The 16,075-nt window shown below is 33.8% G+C and carries 14 protein-coding genes and 1 tRNA gene; 10 read left to right on the forward strand and 5 right to left on the reverse strand.

Annotated elements, in window-relative coordinates:
* Window positions 1-534 precede the first annotated feature (534 nt).
* Window positions 535-605, reverse strand: a tRNA-Cys gene (locus IWX84_RS14700).
* 105 nt (window positions 606-710) lie between these two features.
* Window positions 711-1,070 (reverse strand): dihydroneopterin aldolase, encoded by a 360-nt coding sequence (gene folB, locus IWX84_RS14705; protein ID WP_196851510.1) that lies wholly within the window; start codon window positions 1,068-1,070, stop codon window positions 711-713.
* Between the two features lie 118 nt (window positions 1,071-1,188).
* Here folB and IWX84_RS14710 point away from each other — a divergent pair, with 118 nt between their 5' ends.
* The 4 genes from IWX84_RS14710 (at window position 1,189) to IWX84_RS14725 (ending at window position 4,619) form a co-directional block, all read left to right on the forward strand.
* Window positions 1,189-3,291 (forward strand): glutamine--tRNA ligase/YqeY domain fusion protein, encoded by a 2,103-nt coding sequence (locus tag IWX84_RS14710; protein WP_196851511.1) that lies wholly within the window; start codon window positions 1,189-1,191, stop codon window positions 3,289-3,291.
* Between the two features lie 305 nt (window positions 3,292-3,596).
* Window positions 3,597-3,929 carry a YtxH domain-containing protein gene (locus IWX84_RS14715; protein ID WP_196851512.1) on the forward strand — a complete coding sequence of 111 codons (333 nt, stop codon included), beginning with the start codon at window positions 3,597-3,599 and terminating at the stop codon, window positions 3,927-3,929.
* 40 nt (window positions 3,930-3,969) lie between these two features.
* Complete coding sequence (locus IWX84_RS14720) at window positions 3,970-4,320, forward strand: phage holin family protein (RefSeq protein ID WP_196851513.1); 351 nt, start codon at window positions 3,970-3,972, stop codon at window positions 4,318-4,320.
* 2 nt (window positions 4,321-4,322) lie between these two features.
* The gene (locus tag IWX84_RS14725; protein ID WP_196851514.1) at window positions 4,323-4,619 is read left to right on the forward strand and encodes a DUF6327 family protein; all 297 of its coding nucleotides are present in this window, start codon (window positions 4,323-4,325) and stop codon (window positions 4,617-4,619) included.
* 20 nt (window positions 4,620-4,639) lie between these two features.
* Here IWX84_RS14725 and IWX84_RS14730 read toward each other — a convergent pair whose 3' ends face one another.
* On the reverse strand, window positions 4,640-5,632 hold the full coding sequence (locus tag IWX84_RS14730) for an SPFH domain-containing protein (RefSeq protein WP_196851515.1): 993 nt from the start codon (window positions 5,630-5,632) through the stop codon (window positions 4,640-4,642).
* 77 nt (window positions 5,633-5,709) lie between these two features.
* Here IWX84_RS14730 and IWX84_RS14735 point away from each other — a divergent pair, with 77 nt between their 5' ends.
* From IWX84_RS14735 to IWX84_RS14745, 3 genes are all read left to right on the forward strand, one after another.
* Window positions 5,710-6,351, forward strand: a complete 642-nt coding sequence (locus IWX84_RS14735) for an outer membrane beta-barrel protein (RefSeq protein WP_196851516.1) — start codon at window positions 5,710-5,712, stop codon at window positions 6,349-6,351.
* A 115-nt stretch (window positions 6,352-6,466) separates the two neighbouring features.
* Window positions 6,467-6,988, forward strand: coding sequence for a hypothetical protein (locus tag IWX84_RS14740; protein WP_196851517.1), 522 nt, complete (start codon window positions 6,467-6,469; stop codon window positions 6,986-6,988).
* Between the two features lie 2 nt (window positions 6,989-6,990).
* Window positions 6,991-7,554 carry a hypothetical protein gene (locus IWX84_RS14745; RefSeq protein ID WP_196851518.1) on the forward strand — a complete coding sequence of 188 codons (564 nt, stop codon included), beginning with the start codon at window positions 6,991-6,993 and terminating at the stop codon, window positions 7,552-7,554.
* Window positions 7,555-7,592: 38 nt separating this feature from the next.
* Here the strand turns inward: IWX84_RS14745 and gltX are convergent, their stop codons facing one another.
* Complete coding sequence (gltX, locus tag IWX84_RS14750) at window positions 7,593-9,098, reverse strand: glutamate--tRNA ligase (protein WP_196851519.1); 1,506 nt, start codon at window positions 9,096-9,098, stop codon at window positions 7,593-7,595.
* Between the two features lie 40 nt (window positions 9,099-9,138).
* The gene (locus IWX84_RS14755; protein ID WP_196851520.1) at window positions 9,139-10,167 is read right to left on the reverse strand and encodes an alkane 1-monooxygenase; all 1,029 of its coding nucleotides are present in this window, start codon (window positions 10,165-10,167) and stop codon (window positions 9,139-9,141) included.
* Window positions 10,168-10,297: 130 nt separating this feature from the next.
* Between IWX84_RS14755 and IWX84_RS14760 the strand changes: the two genes are divergently transcribed.
* From IWX84_RS14760 to mnmG, 3 genes are all read left to right on the forward strand, one after another.
* Window positions 10,298-13,612, forward strand: coding sequence for a DUF4175 family protein (locus tag IWX84_RS14760; RefSeq protein WP_196851521.1), 3,315 nt, complete (start codon window positions 10,298-10,300; stop codon window positions 13,610-13,612).
* Window positions 13,609-14,028 carry an rRNA maturation RNase YbeY gene (gene ybeY, locus IWX84_RS14765; protein WP_196851522.1) on the forward strand — a complete coding sequence of 140 codons (420 nt, stop codon included), beginning with the start codon at window positions 13,609-13,611 and terminating at the stop codon, window positions 14,026-14,028. The genes IWX84_RS14760 and ybeY overlap by 4 nt, the downstream gene beginning before the upstream one ends.
* Window positions 14,029-14,196: 168 nt before the next feature.
* Window positions 14,197-16,068 (forward strand): tRNA uridine-5-carboxymethylaminomethyl(34) synthesis enzyme MnmG, encoded by a 1,872-nt coding sequence (mnmG, locus tag IWX84_RS14770; RefSeq protein WP_196851523.1) that lies wholly within the window; start codon window positions 14,197-14,199, stop codon window positions 16,066-16,068.
* The last annotated feature ends 7 nt before the right edge of the window (window positions 16,069-16,075 follow it).

The raw sequence follows: 16,075 nt of genomic DNA on the forward strand, positions 1-16,075 counted from the left end.
ATTGCTTTGAAGGTTTTAGAGGCATCTCCCGAAGCTTCGGGACGGATTCGAACTATATCTTTACTTAATTTTTTCTAAAAATTAGACATAAAAAAGCCTCCAAATTGCTTTGAAGGTTTTAGAGGCATCTCCCGAAGCTTCGGGACGGATTCGAACTATATCTTTAATTAATTTTTTCTAAAAATTAGACATAAAAAAACCTCCAAATTGCTTTGAAGGTTTTAGAGGCATCTCCCGAAGCTTCGGGACGGATTCGAACTATATCTTTACTTAATTTTTTCTAAAAATTAGACATAAAAAAACCTCCAAATTGCTTTGAAGGTTTTAGAGGCATCTCCCGAAGCTTCGGGACGGATTCGAACTATATCTTTACTTAATTTTTTCTAAAAATTAGACATAAAAAAACCTCCAAATTGCTTTGAAGGTTTTAGAGGCATCTCCCGAAGCTTCGGGACGGATTCGAACTATATCTTTACTTAATTTTTTCTAAAAATTAGACATAAAAAAACCTCCAAATTGCTTTGAAGGTTTTAGAGGCATCGTCCGGATTCGAACCGGAGTAGGAGCTTTTGCAGAGCCCAGCCTAGCCACTCGGCCACGACGCCAATTATTTATTGGTGTGCAAATATAGTAAAAAAGTTAAAAAAGGAAAGCCAATAACCACAAAGTTTTAAAAATTCGTGATTCGTAATGGGTAACTCCTAATTAACTTAGTTTCTATCTTCTTCTAACTCTACAGTAACTGCTTCAACATCACCGCCCATAGGAGGATTTAATTTTGATACTTGTAAAATTACCTTAGAAACCGATGGTAGTTCTTTGAAAATTCTTGTCATAATACGTTGTGCCGCATGTTCCAGCAAGTTAGATCGAATAGCCATTTCTTCTTCCACAATTCGATTTAAATGCACATAATCCACCGTTTCATTCAGATCATCTGAAAAGGACGATTTCCGTAAATCTGTTTTTATTTTTAAATCTACTCTGTAATCGGAACCTATTTTACTCTCTTCCAGCAAACAACCATGATAAGAGTAAGTTCTGATGTTTTTTAATTTTATAAATCCCATTAATTTAATTTTTTTGTTTAAAATTTAAAGCGGAATTGCTAACTTTTCATAGGTTTCTATGGAAACATTAAACATTAAACCTTAAACTTTTTTATCTTTGCTAAAATTAAGAAAAAATATGTCAACCGAAGAAAAATCGCTCCATTTTATAGAACAAATTATTGAAGACAGTTTATCAAGCGGTTTTCCTCAAGATAAATTGCGTTTTCGTTTTCCACCAGAACCTAATGGTTATTTACATATTGGCCACGCCAAATCGATCTGCTTGAATTTTGGTTTAGGTTTAAAATATAATGCGCCAGTAAACTTGCGTTTTGACGATACGAACCCTGCCAAAGAAGAACAGGAATACGTAGATGCTATTAAGGAGGATTTGAAATGGTTGGGTTTTGATTGGACCGAAGAATTGTATTCTTCTGATTATTTTCAGCAATTATATGATTGGGCGGTTGCTATGATTAAAAATGGTAAAGCGTATATTGATAGTCAATCCTCTGAAGATATGGCGATCCAAAAAGGAACGCCAACACAACCGGGTGTTGATGGACCTTATAGAAACCGTTCTGTAGAAGAAAATCTTAGTTTATTCGAAGGAATGAAAAACGCTGATTTCCCCGAAGGAAGTCATGTTTTACGTGCCAAAATTGATATGAAATCAACTAATATGTTGATGCGTGATCCGTTGATGTATAGAATTTTACACCGTCATCATCACCGAACCGGAAACGATTGGAAAATCTATCCGATGTATGATTATGCACATGGCGAAAGTGATTACATCGAACAAATTTCGCATTCTATTTGTACTTTGGAATTTGTAATGCATAGAGAATTATACAATTGGTTTTTAGACCAAATTTATGATGATTCAAAAGTAAAACCACATCAATATGAATTTGCGCGTTTGAACTTGAATTACACCGTAATGAGCAAGCGTAAATTATTGCAATTAGTTCAAGAAAACATAGTAAACGGTTGGGATGACCCCAGAATGCCTACTATTTCCGGCTTGAGAAGAAGAGGGTATACCGCTGCTTCTATTCGTAAATTTTGTGATATTATTGGAGTAGCCAAAAGAGAAAATGTCATAGATGTTTCCCTTTTGGAATTTTGTTTGCGTGAAGATTTAAACAAAGCGGCTCCCAGAGTTATGGCAGTTTTAGATCCGATAAAATTGATTATCACTAATTATCCTGTTGACAAAGAAGAATGGTTAGAAGCCGAAAATAATCAGGAAGATGAAAGTGCAGGATTTAGAAAAGTTCCTTTTTCAAGAGAATTATACATCGAGAGAGAAGACTTTTTAGAAGAAGCGCCGGCTAAATTTTTCCGTTTAAGTTTAGGCAGAGAAGTGCGTTTGAAAAATGCCTATATCATTAAAGGCGAAAGCGTTGTTAAAGATGCTGCAGGAAATATCACTGAAATTAATGTGACGTACGATGAAGACAGTAGAAGCGGAAGTGGGAGTGAAGGCAGTCAAAGAAAAGTTGCTGGAACCTTACATTGGGTTTCTATCGCACATGCCATTGAAGCAGAAGTTCGTATGTACGATCGCTTGTTTATTGATGAAGCGCCAGACAGCCACAAAGAGAAAAATTTCTTGGAATTTATGAATCCTAGTTCTTTGCAAATTGTAAAAGGATTTGTTGAGCCAAGTTTATCAGATGTAAAATCGGATGAAAAATTCCAGTTTCAACGTTTGGGTTATTTTAATGTGGATAAAGACACATCCGAAGGTAAAATTGTCTTTAATAAAACCGTTGGATTGAAAGATGCCTGGGAAGAAAAAGGCAAGAAAGAAGAAAATTTATTGATGAATACCCAAAAGGAAATCAATAAATATGTGAAGGAAAAGGACGCGAATAATGCGGCTTTGATTTTAAATTCTATTATTGAAAACATAAAAAGTATTGATAATTACAGTTTAATTATTCAAACTATTGTTAAGAATATTAAAAATGATAATAACTCCTTGTTGTTTTCTAATTTGATTTTGCACTATTCTGATAAAGTTAAAATTAAAGACATAGAAGAAGAGTCTTTGACTAAATTATATACAATGTCTTTAAAAAGCCAAATGGCTGCCGTTAGAATTTTAGCTATTCAAAATTTACAAAATGATTTAAATAACTACAGTCTTTTTGAAACTCAACTTTCGGAAATTAAAAAAGTTGAAAAAAACGAGAAAGTTCTAAAATTATTAAATGATTTAAAATTATAACGCTCCATTAACGATATAGATTTTTTCAATCGAAAGCGCCTTTAAATGGCGCTTTTTGTTATTATAGTAAATCCTTATTAAAATTATAAAAAACATAAAATTTATCAATCAAAAACAACCTATATAAATTGAATTTAAAACGACTTTTTAAGTTTTATGACTTCTTTTATGTTCGTTGATTTTTTATTCAATGAGGCGCTTTATTTGCTTTTTTAGACTAATCAAAAGCAATTTAACGGCTTGTTAACAACGCTATGTTAATAGAATACGTAACTTTAGGTTATTAACTATAAAAATTGAAAATTATGTCGAATAAAGCTGGAAGTACATTGATGGGTTTAGTAACTGGTTTAGCTATTGGAGCGGGTTTAGGAATTTTATATGCACCAGACAAAGGTTCCAGAACTAGAGAAAAAATTAATGATGGGTATGATGATGCCAAAAATAATTTGAAACTTAAATATGATAATGCATCTGATGAGTTGAAAAATAAAATTTCTCTTTTCAAACAAAATAATTTACAAAACACTTATGATGATATGATTTCAAATGTGAGTCATAAAGCGGAAGATGTAATTTCATTTTTAGAGCAAAAATTAGCTGATTTGAAAGAGCAAAATGCTAAGCTTCAAAAATAATATTAGTTACCATTATTAATTATATTAAAAAAATATATTTATGGCTTTTGAAGAATTAAAAGAAAACACAGAGCATATCCAAGAACAGATGCAATCTTTCTTGGAAAGCAATGTGGCTTATTATAAATTATGGGGTTTTAAGGTGGCGATGAAATCAACCACCATGATTCTTAAATTGACCTTGATTTTTATTTGTTTTGGCATCGTATTATTATTTTGTTCTATTGCCGGAGCATTAGCGATTGGTAAATACATGGATAGTTATCCGATTGGTTTTTTAATCGTAGGAGGAATATATTTAGTCATAACAGGACTTTTATTTACCATTAGGGATAAATTTTTTGAAGGATCAGTATTGGAGAACTTTTCAGAAATCTTTTTTAACGACTAATTATGGAAACTAAAAAATACTCATCCTACGCTCAAATCGACAGAGAACTAGAGATTTTGAGAATCGAAAAAGAAATCAGTTATCAAAAATTAGTCTTCGGTATTAAAAAAACCAAGGAAAGCTTTACTCCCAAAAACATTGTTAGTGGGGTTATAGGTTCATCTTTAAATGCTTTCTCAGGCTCCTATGGACCATTAGTCAGTTTGGCAATTCCATATGTTGCCAAAGCGGTTCCGTTTGTTTCAAAAGCAATTCCATTTATATCTAAATGGGTATCAAAATTAAAAAGAGGCAATTAAGCCTCTTTTTTTATGTAGTATTATATTTCTATTTCAGGTTCTTCCGGAGCGGGAGCTGTTTGCTGACCTGTATGATTTTCTTCATCCGCTTTTGGTTTTCTCTTTTTATTCTTATTTTTCATCATTTCACCCACTTGATTGGATGCACTGAAAGAGGCGACCATATTATTCAACATATCACTTCCGGCTTGAGGAGAATTAGGTAGTAAGATTAAATTGGAGTTTGCGTCTGCGCCAATGGCTTGCAGCGTATCATAATGCTGAGTCACCACAATAAGAGCCGAAGCCTCCTGAGAGTTTATCCCAACTTTGTTTAATACATCTACACTTTCTACTAAACCTCTTGCAATTTCACGGCGTTGATCCGCGATTCCCTGTCCTTGTAAACGTTTGCTTTCTGCTTCTGCTTTGGCTTTAGCCACAATTCTAATTCTGGATGCTTCAGCTTCAAATTCTGCCACCGTTTTTTCTCTATCTGCTGCATTTATTCGGTTCATCGCGTTTTTTACTTGGATATCAGGATCAATATCAGTAACCAATGTATTGATAATGGTATATCCATAAGTGGTCATTGCTTCATTCAATTCTCTTTTTACAGCAATGGCAATGTCGTCTTTTCTTTCAAAAACATCATCCAGTTTTAATTTTGGAACTTCGGCGCGAACTACATCAAATACATAAGAAGTGATTTGGTCATGCGGATATTCCAGTTTGTAAAAAGCATCATATACGGTTTCTTTGATGACCATAAATTGCACTGACACTTTTAGTTTTACAAAAACATTGTCTTTCGTTTTGGTTTCGATGATGACATCTAATTGCTGAATTTTCAGATTAACGCGTCCGGCAATTCGATCAATTAAAGGAATTTTCAGTTGTAGTCCCGATTGTCTGACACTTAAAAATTTTCCGAAACGTTCAATAATGACTGAGGTTTGTTGTTTGACAGTAAAAAAGGAAGAAAGTAAGATAAATAATCCAAAGACAAGGAAGATAATTAACGTAATGTTCATAGTATTAATAATTTAATTAAAAAGTTAGTGTTAAATTACAAAAAAACTTTAGGTTTGCGCTGATTAAATTTTAAAACATGAAAAAGATAAGTTTAACTACTGTTTTTATTCTCCTTTCAATGGCTGCTGTTGCCCAATATAATTATCGGGATTCGAATCGAATTGGAATTAGTTTTGGCGTAAATCAATTTACATTGAATACTAGTAATTTCCAGACCAAACCGTGTTCAGGATGGAACGGCGGACTTTCCGTAAGAGGAAATTTCTATAATGATTGGGATATGGTTTATGCCTTACAGTTTAGTGAAAACAATTTTACGGTTGCCACCAAAAGTTTTTTTCTAGCAAATGAAGAGGTGAATTACAAACTACCATCTGCTCAAATCTCACTACAGTTGAGTTATAAATTGATCGAAAATCATTTGAGTGTTGAGTTTGGTCCAATAGTACAAGTGAATGGAAAATTTAATATTGATGCTGAAAATGAAAATAACATCATTTCTGGTACCACATTGTTGGCCAAAGATATTGTGGATATTTCTAAATTTAATTTCTATCCCACGGTTGGAATAACTTTTGGGGTTCGCCATTTCCGTGCGAATGTTTCCTATCAATATGGTTTAAACAATATGTTGGAAAACTTGAATACGAAAAATTTAGGGGTAAATTTCAAAGGAAATCCTGGAATAATTAACGGAAATCTTATTCTTTATTTATAAAATTATAGTTATAGGAAAAATTTTATTAAAATATCTTCAAAAATAAAAATAGAAATCCCTCAAATGTAAAACATTTGAGGGATTTCTATTTTTAACTTAAAAACTAAATTCATTTATGAGAACATTACGATTATTTAAAACCGTTATTACTTATTCACTATTAATCATTCTAACACTAAGTTTGAATTCTTGTTTTATTGCAAAGGCTATTTCAAAAGGTAAGGCTAGAAGAGAGTGTACAGAAGAAAATAAAGCTATACCACCTTCGTTTGGTAAAGCCAACGAAGTAATTTTATGTATACTTCAAGACAGAAATAGTTATGATAAATTTCTTAAAAGTGCTTTCAAAAAGAAATACAAAGGTGATTATGTTTTAGTTTATAAACCTGATTTGTATTCTGCTAAATATGCTGACAAAGAAAAATATAGATATGTTTTTGATTATGATGGTGGTTCTATCATGACTACAGCATGGAGTGATGGTCTTTCTGCAAGTTCTACAATGAAAAGATATTATATTTATGATAGATTAGAAAATATAAAATACCAAACAGGAGGTGAATTTGGTTTTTATGCTTTAGCAATGAGATGTTATGTGGAAAATTTAGAAATAAAAAGATTATCCAATTCTAATTAAATATGAAAATAAAATATTTTTTATTAATATTTTTTCTATTTGAATCAGTTCTCTATTGTCAAGATAATTCAAATAAAAATTTGATTATTTTTAAAACATACGAGGATTTTGTAAGTAATTCAGGTATAAATTTAGGCATTATTGTTAATTATTTATGCACTGATTGGGGAGCAAACAAAATTGTTGTTAAAAATGGAAGTCAGGAAGAAAAAATAAATATGAACAAATATTGGGGATTTAAGATTGATAATTACATTTTTAGAATGAATAAAGATGGTTTAAGGTTACCTTTATTTGTTTTTAAAAATAATGAAAAAGTATTTTATATTGATGGATATATCAATTTTGATAAAATTGCTTTTGGAAGTGATGGATACTCTATTAGAGAAAGTGATGGTTGTTTTTATTCGGATAATTTAAATAGTGAAGTTTTTGAAATAACAAAAATTATAAAAAAAGAAAAATATAATCCTAAATTAAAAGATTTAATAACATGTATAAAAAGATCAAAAAAGCGTGCTGGATATCAAAGCCAATTTAATGGTTATATAGAATGTTTAAAATAAAACCAAAAAGCTCCCAAATTTGGGAGCTTTTTTGTTTTTTATAAAGTAGCTATTGCTTTTTGAATTCTCTTAATCGTTTCGTCTTTTCCAATTACTTCAACAATATCAAATAGGTGAGGGCCTTTCAGCGCGCCAACCAGACTCAAACGAAAGGGTTGCATTACTTTTCCCATTCCAATTTCGTTTTTTGTCATCCAGTCTTTTACGATGGTTTCGATATTCATGGACGTAAAATCCGTTATTTCCTCCACAACGGAGATTAATTCCTGCATTAATGCTGGTGTTTCCGTTTTCCAGTTTTTGCTTGCTTTTTCATCATACGATGTTGGAGCCACAAAAAAGAAATCACATAGTTCCCAAAATTCTGAAACAAAATGTGCGCGTTCTTTTATTAAGGAAACCACTTTTGTAACTATGTTTTCAGAAACGTTGAAACCTTTTTCAATTAAAATAGGAGCGAAGGCTTTCGCCAAATCCTCATCTTGTTGTTTCACCAAATATTGGTGATTGAACCATTTGTTTTTTTCCGGATCAAATTTAGCTCCGGCTTTATGAACTCTGCTCAAATCAAAAGCTTGAACTAATTCTTCAAGCGTATATAATTCTTTTTCCGTCCCGTCGTTCCATCCTAATAATGCCAGGAAGTTGATAACCGCTTCGGGGAAAAATCCTTTTTCTCTATAACCTGATGAAACACCTTCTTCGGTTTTCCAATCTAATGGGAATACAGGGAATCCCATTTTGTCACCATCTCTTTTTGATAATTTTCCGTTACCAACTGGTTTCATAATCAATGGTAAATGAGCAAATTCCGGTGCTTCCCAACCAAAAGCTCTATACAACAAAACGTGCAAAGGCATAGAAGGCAACCATTCTTCACCACGAATCACGTGAGTAGTTTCCATTAAATGATCATCCACAATATTGGCTAAATGATACGTTGGCATTCCATCGCTTTTAAACAACACTTTATCATCTAAAAGATTTGTTTCAAATTTTACGTCACCACGAATGATGTCATGCATATGTAATGTTTCATTTACAGGCGTTTTAAAACGGATTACATAATGTTCTCCGTCAGCGATTCTTTTAGCCGTTTCCTCAGCACAAATAACCAAAGAAGTGTCTAGTTTTTCTCTGTTGTGATGATTGTATATAAAGGTATTTCCTTGTGCTTCTTCAAGTTTTCTTTGTGCGTCCAAAGACTCAGCAGTATCAAAAGCATAATACGCATTACCGCTATTGATTAATTGATCCGCATATTGCTTGTACAAATGTTTTCTTTCGCTTTGACGATAAGGACCAAATTTCTCATTCTTTCCAATGGTTTCATCTGGTGCAATTCCCAGCCATTCCAGTGCTTCCATGATATATTCTTCGGCACCGGGAACATAACGGTTTTGATCCGTATCCTCAATTCTCAGGAAGAAAACGCCATTATTTTTTTTGGCAAACAAATAATTGAATAAGGCGGTACGAACTCCGCCAATATGTAAAGGTCCAGTTGGACTTGGCGCAAAACGCACCCGAACTTGTTTAGACATTATTGTTGATTTTTTGCAAAGATAATTCTATTTCTATACATTACTTCATATTTACAGGTATTCGTTTATTCATTACAGCAAACCAAAGTGATGGGAAAAACGATAAAACCATTGACGTAGGATAGCCATAAGGCATTTGTGGTGACACATCATGGTATTCTAAAATTTGATATTTTTTTTGAGACTTAAAGTGGTGATCGCTATGTCTGGTTAGTTCATCGAGAATAATTCGGCCTAACACGTGGTTAGAGTTCCAAGAATGTTTTTCTGTTACACGCTCATATCTTCCAGAAGCAAGCTGGTTTCGTTTTAATCCATAATGCTCGATATAGTTGATGGTTTCTAGCAATAAAAACCCAACGATTCCCGAAAATAGTGCAAATAGCAGTCCAATGAAACCAAAGAAATAATAAATTGTAATTAAGTAGCTCGCTTGAATAATGGTAAACCAAAACATATCATTCTTTACGGAAAGGAAGGATCGGTTATCAACTTTATTTAATTTTTTTTGAATTCCCCATGCCTTTGAATACGTGCCTGTCACGGTTTGAAACCAGAAAGAATATAAACTTTGATTATATTTAGCTGTTGATGGGTCTTCGGGTGTTGAAACATGCAAATGATGTCCATGATTATGTTCTATAAAAAAGTGGGTATAATGACTTGGAATCAAAAGTATTTTTCCCATCACCTTTTCAAATAGTGTTTTTCTATGACCTAGTTCGTGCGCAACATTTATACCGTTTGCTCCCAAAATAATTCCTAGGCTCAGAGTCATTCCTACAATTTCATACAAGGTCAGTTGAATATTTGTAATTCGGTACAAACTAAACAGGATTGCTCCGTACACTATCGGGACGTTCAGTATTAGCAATATATCAAATAATTTATTGTTCAGTCGGTTTAAGACGGTTTCACTATCGTAATTGTTTGCGTCAATTGGCAATACTAACTCTAATAGTGGAATCAATACAAAAGCAAATAATAATGCAGAATAGGTCCAAAAACCACCAAAATAAATTCCTACTATACCAATAACTGGAATACTATATGCGAATAAATATTTCATAGTCAGTGTTTTTGCATAAATTTAGTAAATCGTTTTCTATTTTTCATCCTAATTAATTACAAAATTTTTTTAACAAGTATCACTAAATATAAATTAGTACATTTATTGGTTATTATAAAGACCTAAAATTTTGGAAACGCGACAATATATTTATCAAAAACTGGAGGCTTTTATCAAAAAGTATTACACCAACGAACTGATTCGGGGAATATTATTCTTTATCGGTTTAGGGTTGTTGTATTTTTTGTTCACGCTTTTTGTGGAGTATTTTCTTTGGCTTAAGCCAATGGGACGACGGTTTTTGTTTTGGACCTTTGTTGCTATTGAAGTTTTCCTGATGTTCCGATTTATTTTGTTTCCAATCTTTAAATTGTTCAAACTCCAAAAAGGAATTGACTATAAACAGGCATCAACCATTATCGGAAATCATTTTGCCGAAGTAAGCGATAAGCTGACTAATTTTTTACAATTATCAAATGATGCAAATCAATCCGAATTACTATTAGCTTCAATAGAACAAAAAGCGAAAACCTTACAGCCAATTCCTTTTGGAAACGCGATTAATTTGAATCAAAACAAAAGGTTTTTGCCTTTGGCTATACTTCCTGTTTTGGTTTTAGCTGTTTTTTATTTGTCGGGTAACAGTACAATAATTTCCCAAAGTTTAAATAGAGTAGTGCATTTCAATTCGCCATTCTTACCTCCGGCACCATTCAAGTTCATTCTTTTAAATAATAATCTGCAGACCGAACAAAATAAAGATTTCATCCTTCATGTAAAAACGGAAGGGAAAGTGGTTCCAGAAAATGCTACGATTTTTATAGACGATGAAAGTTATTTTATGGAAACTAGTAAATCAGGTGATTTCCAATTTAAGATTTCGAAGCCTTCAAAAGACGTAATGTTTCACGTGGAGGCCAATGGAATTTCTTCTGAGGATTATGAATTGAAAGTAATAACAGTGCCATCTATTTCTAATTTTGAAATGATATTAAACTTTCCGTCGTATTTGAATAGAAGATCGGAATTTATCAAAGGAACTGGAAACGCTATTATTCCTGAAGGAACCAGAGTCACTTGGAAAATGAGCACGCAAGCGACTCAAAATGTAGTTTGGAAAGATGCATCATCGGTTTTTTCTTTTGCGAAAGCAGAAAACAACTTTACTTTATCTAGAAGTATCTTGCAAAATACAGAATATCAAATCCTTACCTCTAATAATAAAGTAAAAAACTATGAAAAGTTGGATTATCAGCTTTCAATAATCAAAGATCAGTTTCCAACGATCAAAGTGAGTAATGCTCCTGACAGTTTGAAGGTGGCCAAAAATTATGTATTGGTTCAAATTTCTGACGATTACGGATTGTCTAAACTGCAAGTAGTATATTATGAAAGAGAGAAGCCACAAACTGCCAAACGTGGAACAATTGTTGTGAAGTCCCGAGTATACGATCAATTTGTTTTTACTTTTCCAGGAAATCTTCCTGTGGTTCAAGGGAAGTCGTATGATTACTATTTTGAGGTTTATGATAATGATGCCATTCATCGTTTTAAAAGCACCAAATCTTCTGTCTTCTCGAATCGTGTTGCCACAGAGGAAGAGAAGGAAGATCAGGTTTTGAAACAACAGAACGACAATATCAACAGTTTAGAAAAGTCCTTGAAGAATCAGGATAAACAAATTTCTGCTATTGAAAAGATTCAAAAGAGCGGAAAAGAAAAATCGAATTTGGAATTTAATGATCAGCAAAAAGTAAATGATTTTATTCAGCGTCAAAAACAGCAGGATGAAATGATGAAGGAATTTGCAGAGAAAATGAAAGACAATCTCGATAAATTTAAAACGGATAAAAAAGACGAACTGAAGGAAGATTTGCAAAAACGTTTGGATAAAGCCGATAAAGATTTGGATAAAAACCAGAAACTATTGGATGAACTTAAATCTTTAAATGATAAAATTAAGAATGAGGACTTGCTTGATAAATTAGAAAAGTTCAAACAAAACAGTAAAAACCAAACTAAAAATTTAGCACAATTAGTGGAACTGACCAAGCGCTATTATATAGATAAAAAGGCGGAACAAATCGCTGATAAGTTAGACAAACTTTCTGAAAAGCAAGATAAATTATCGGAAAACGAAAAAGAAAACAAACAAGAGAATCAAAAGGAAATCAACGACGCTTTTGATAAAATCCAAGAAGATTTAAAAGATTTGGAAAAGGAAAACGCCACGCTTAAATCTCCAATGGATATTCCAAAAGATGCAGAAAAAGAAAAAAGTATTGATGAAGATTTGAAGAAGGCAACCGAGGAATTGCAAAAGCAAAATCAATCTAAGGCAAAACCAAAACAAAAAAGTGCTTCTAAAAAAATGAAAGAGATGTCCATGAAAATGGAACAAAGCATGGAAGGTTCCGAAAAGGAACAATTGGAAGAAGATGTAAAAATGCTAAGACAAATTTTAGATAATTTATTGGCTTATTCATTGTCTCAGGAAGAGGTAATGCTTCAATTCAAAGGACTCAAAACGGGTTCGCCTTCGTTTAATAAGAACATTAAAATCCAACAAAATTTGAAGCAAGAGTTCAAGCATGTTGACGACAGCTTGTTTGCGATGTCTTTGCGGAATCCCAAAATAGCCGAGGAAGTGACTAAGGAAATAGGGAACGTTCAGTATAATATTGACAAGTCGTTAGAGACTTTATCGGATTCGCAAATTCCGAAAGGATTGTCGCATCAACAGTATGCTATTTCGGCTGCCAATAAACTAGCCGATATGCTGAGTGAAACGCTCTCTAATATGCAAATGTCCTTATCAGGAATGGGCTCAGGAAAACCAAAACCAGGGAAAGGTCAGGGTCTAGGAATGCAATTGCCGGACATTATTAAAAAGCAGGAAGGCCTTGGTGAGAAGATGAAAGCAGGAATGGAAAAAGGATCAAAACCTGGTGAAGGACAGAAGCCTGGTGATGGACAAAAGCCAGGTCAAGGAAAGAACGGTAGTGGAAAAGGCGGAGAGAATGGGGAAGATGGTGAAGGGGATGCCAAAGCTATTATGGAAATTTACAAAGAACAGAAGCAGCTAAGAGAAGCTTTGCAAAACGAATTAAATAGACAGGGATTGGGTGGAAATGGACAGAGTGCTTTAGAGCAAATGAAACAGATAGAAAAGCAGCTTTTGAACAAAGGATTTAAAAATGAAACGCTTCAAAAAATTCTGAATGTAAAGCAAGAATTATTGAAATTAAACACGGCTGTTCAACAACAAGGTCAGGAAAATAAACGACAATCAGAAACCAACAAAAAGGAGTTTACGAATCAATCTAATGCATTGCCAGCGGCTTTATTAGATTATTTGAATAGCATCGAAATATTAAATAGACAATCCTTACCTTTGCGGTCGAATTTTAATCAAAAGGTTCAAGAATATTTCAATAAAAAATGATCAATTTTAATTACGAAACTGACTTTAATTTAGAGAACGAAGAAGCAATTGCTGCTTGGTTGTCTAATGTGATTGTGTCAGAAAACAAGAAAGAAGGGGAGATAAACTACATCTTTTGCGACGACGAGTATTTACACAAAATCAACTTAGAGTATCTCAATCACGACACATTAACAGACATCATTAGTTTTGATTACACGATGGGGGATGAGTTAAGCGGGGATGTTTTTGTTTCTATCGAAAGAGTTAAGGACAATGCTAAGGATTTCAACGTTGCTTTTGAAGAAGAACTGAAGCGTGTTTTGGTTCATGGTGTTTTGCATTATTGTGGATATAAGGACAAAGGCGAAGCGGAGGAACTGTTGATGCGTTCTAAAGAAGATGAAAAAATCGCGCTGTTCCACGTGGAACAGTAATGGAATTTTGAAATTCAAAACAGCATTGTTTCACGTGGAACATACCTTAATATGTTTTGAATCGTTTTAAAATGTTTCACGTGGAACAATAAATAAAATCAAGGTTTGAGTGGTTTAAAGTCCGCTTGAATTTTAATCCTGAGGTTCTCAGGACAAATTAATAAGAAGATGTTTCAAGAAGAATATGATGTAATTGTTGTGGGTGCGGGTCACGCCGGTTCTGAAGCGGCGGCGGCGGCTGCGAATTTGGGTTCCAAAACTTTGTTGGTGACAATGAGTTTGCAAAACATTGCGCAAATGTCTTGCAATCCTGCGATGGGTGGAATTGCCAAAGGGCAAATCGTCCGCGAGATTGATGCTTTGGGCGGGTATTCTGGAATTGTTTCCGATAGGACGGCGATTCAATTCAAGATGTTGAACAAATCCAAAGGTCCTGCAATGTGGTCGCCAAGGGTTCAAAGTGACCGTATGCGTTTTGCTGAAGAGTGGCGTATGATGTTAGAAGGAACGCCAAATCTTGATTTTTATCAGGAAATGGTGAAAGGATTGATCATTGAAAATGGAAAGATAAAGGGAATTCGCACTTCGCTGGGGCTGGAAATAAAAGCTAAATCGGTTGTGTTGACCAATGGAACTTTCCTAAACGGATTGATTCACATTGGAGAAAAACAATTCGGTGGAGGAAGAGCAGGCGAGAGTGCTGCTTACGGAATCACCGAAGATTTAGTGAATGCAGGTTTTCAAGCAGGAAGAATGAAAACGGGAACACCGCCAAGAGTCGATGGACGTTCTTTGGATTATTCGAAAATGAATGAAGAAAAGGGAGATGCTAAACCAGATAAGTTTTCTTATTCGGATATTACTTCGCCATTGATTCATCAAAGGTCTTGTCACATGACGTACACTTCTCTTGATGTCCACGATATTTTGAGAGAAGGTTTTGATCGTTCGCCAATGTTTAATGGTAGAATAAAAAGTATCGGACCACGTTATTGTCCGTCTATTGAAGATAAAATTAATCGTTTTGCCGATAAAGAAAGACACCAATTATTTGTCGAGCCAGAAGGGTGGAATACTTGTGAGGTTTATGTAAATGGTTTTTCTACTTCACTTCCGGAGGATATTCAATTTAAAGCGTTGCGCTCCGTTGTGGGATTTGAGAAAGTGAAATTTTTCCGTCCGGGATATGCAATCGAATACGATTATTTTCCTCCAACACAATTGAAGCATACCTTAGAAACCAAGTTGGTTGAAGGTTTGTATTTCGCAGGACAAATAAATGGAACTACAGGATATGAAGAAGCAGCTTCTCAAGGATTAATGGCAGGAATTAATGCGCATTTAAAAGTGCATGAAAAAGCACCTATGATTTTAAAAAGAGATGAAGCGTATATTGGTGTTTTAATTGATGATTTAATCACCAAAGGAACGGAAGAGCCATACAGAATGTTTACTTCTCGTGCAGAATACAGAACGTTACTTCGTCAAGATAATGCCGATTTCAGATTAACACCAATGTCGCATGAAATTGGTTTGGCTTCGGAGAAGCGTTTGCGCAGAATGGAACACAAACTAAATCAATCTGAAAAAATGGTAGCTTTCTTCAAAGAAACAAGTGTTTCTGTAGCGGAGGCAAATCCTATTTTAGAATCAAAAGATACAGCGCTGATTTCGCAAGGAGATAAAATGTTTAAAGTGTTTTCTCGTCCGCAAATTGATTTAGAAGACATAATGAAATTTGAAAAGGTGGCAACGTATATTTCTGAAAACGATGTGGATCAGGAAATATTAGAACAGGCCGAAATCCAAGTGAAGTATTCCGGTTACATTGAAAAGGAAAGAAATAATGCTGATAAATTATTGCGTTTAGAAGATGTGAAAATTCCTGAAAATTTCGATTACAATAAAATCAAATCGATGTCAATTGAAGCCAAACAAAAATTAAGCAAGATTCGACCGGTAACTATTTCTCAAGCTTCACGAATTAGTGGGGTGTCGCCAAGTGATGTTTCGGTGTTGTTGATATATATGGGACGTTAAGGAGTTT

This window comes from Flavobacterium sp. CG_9.10 (genome assembly GCF_015752245.1).
Taxonomy (GTDB): domain Bacteria; phylum Bacteroidota; class Bacteroidia; order Flavobacteriales; family Flavobacteriaceae; genus Flavobacterium.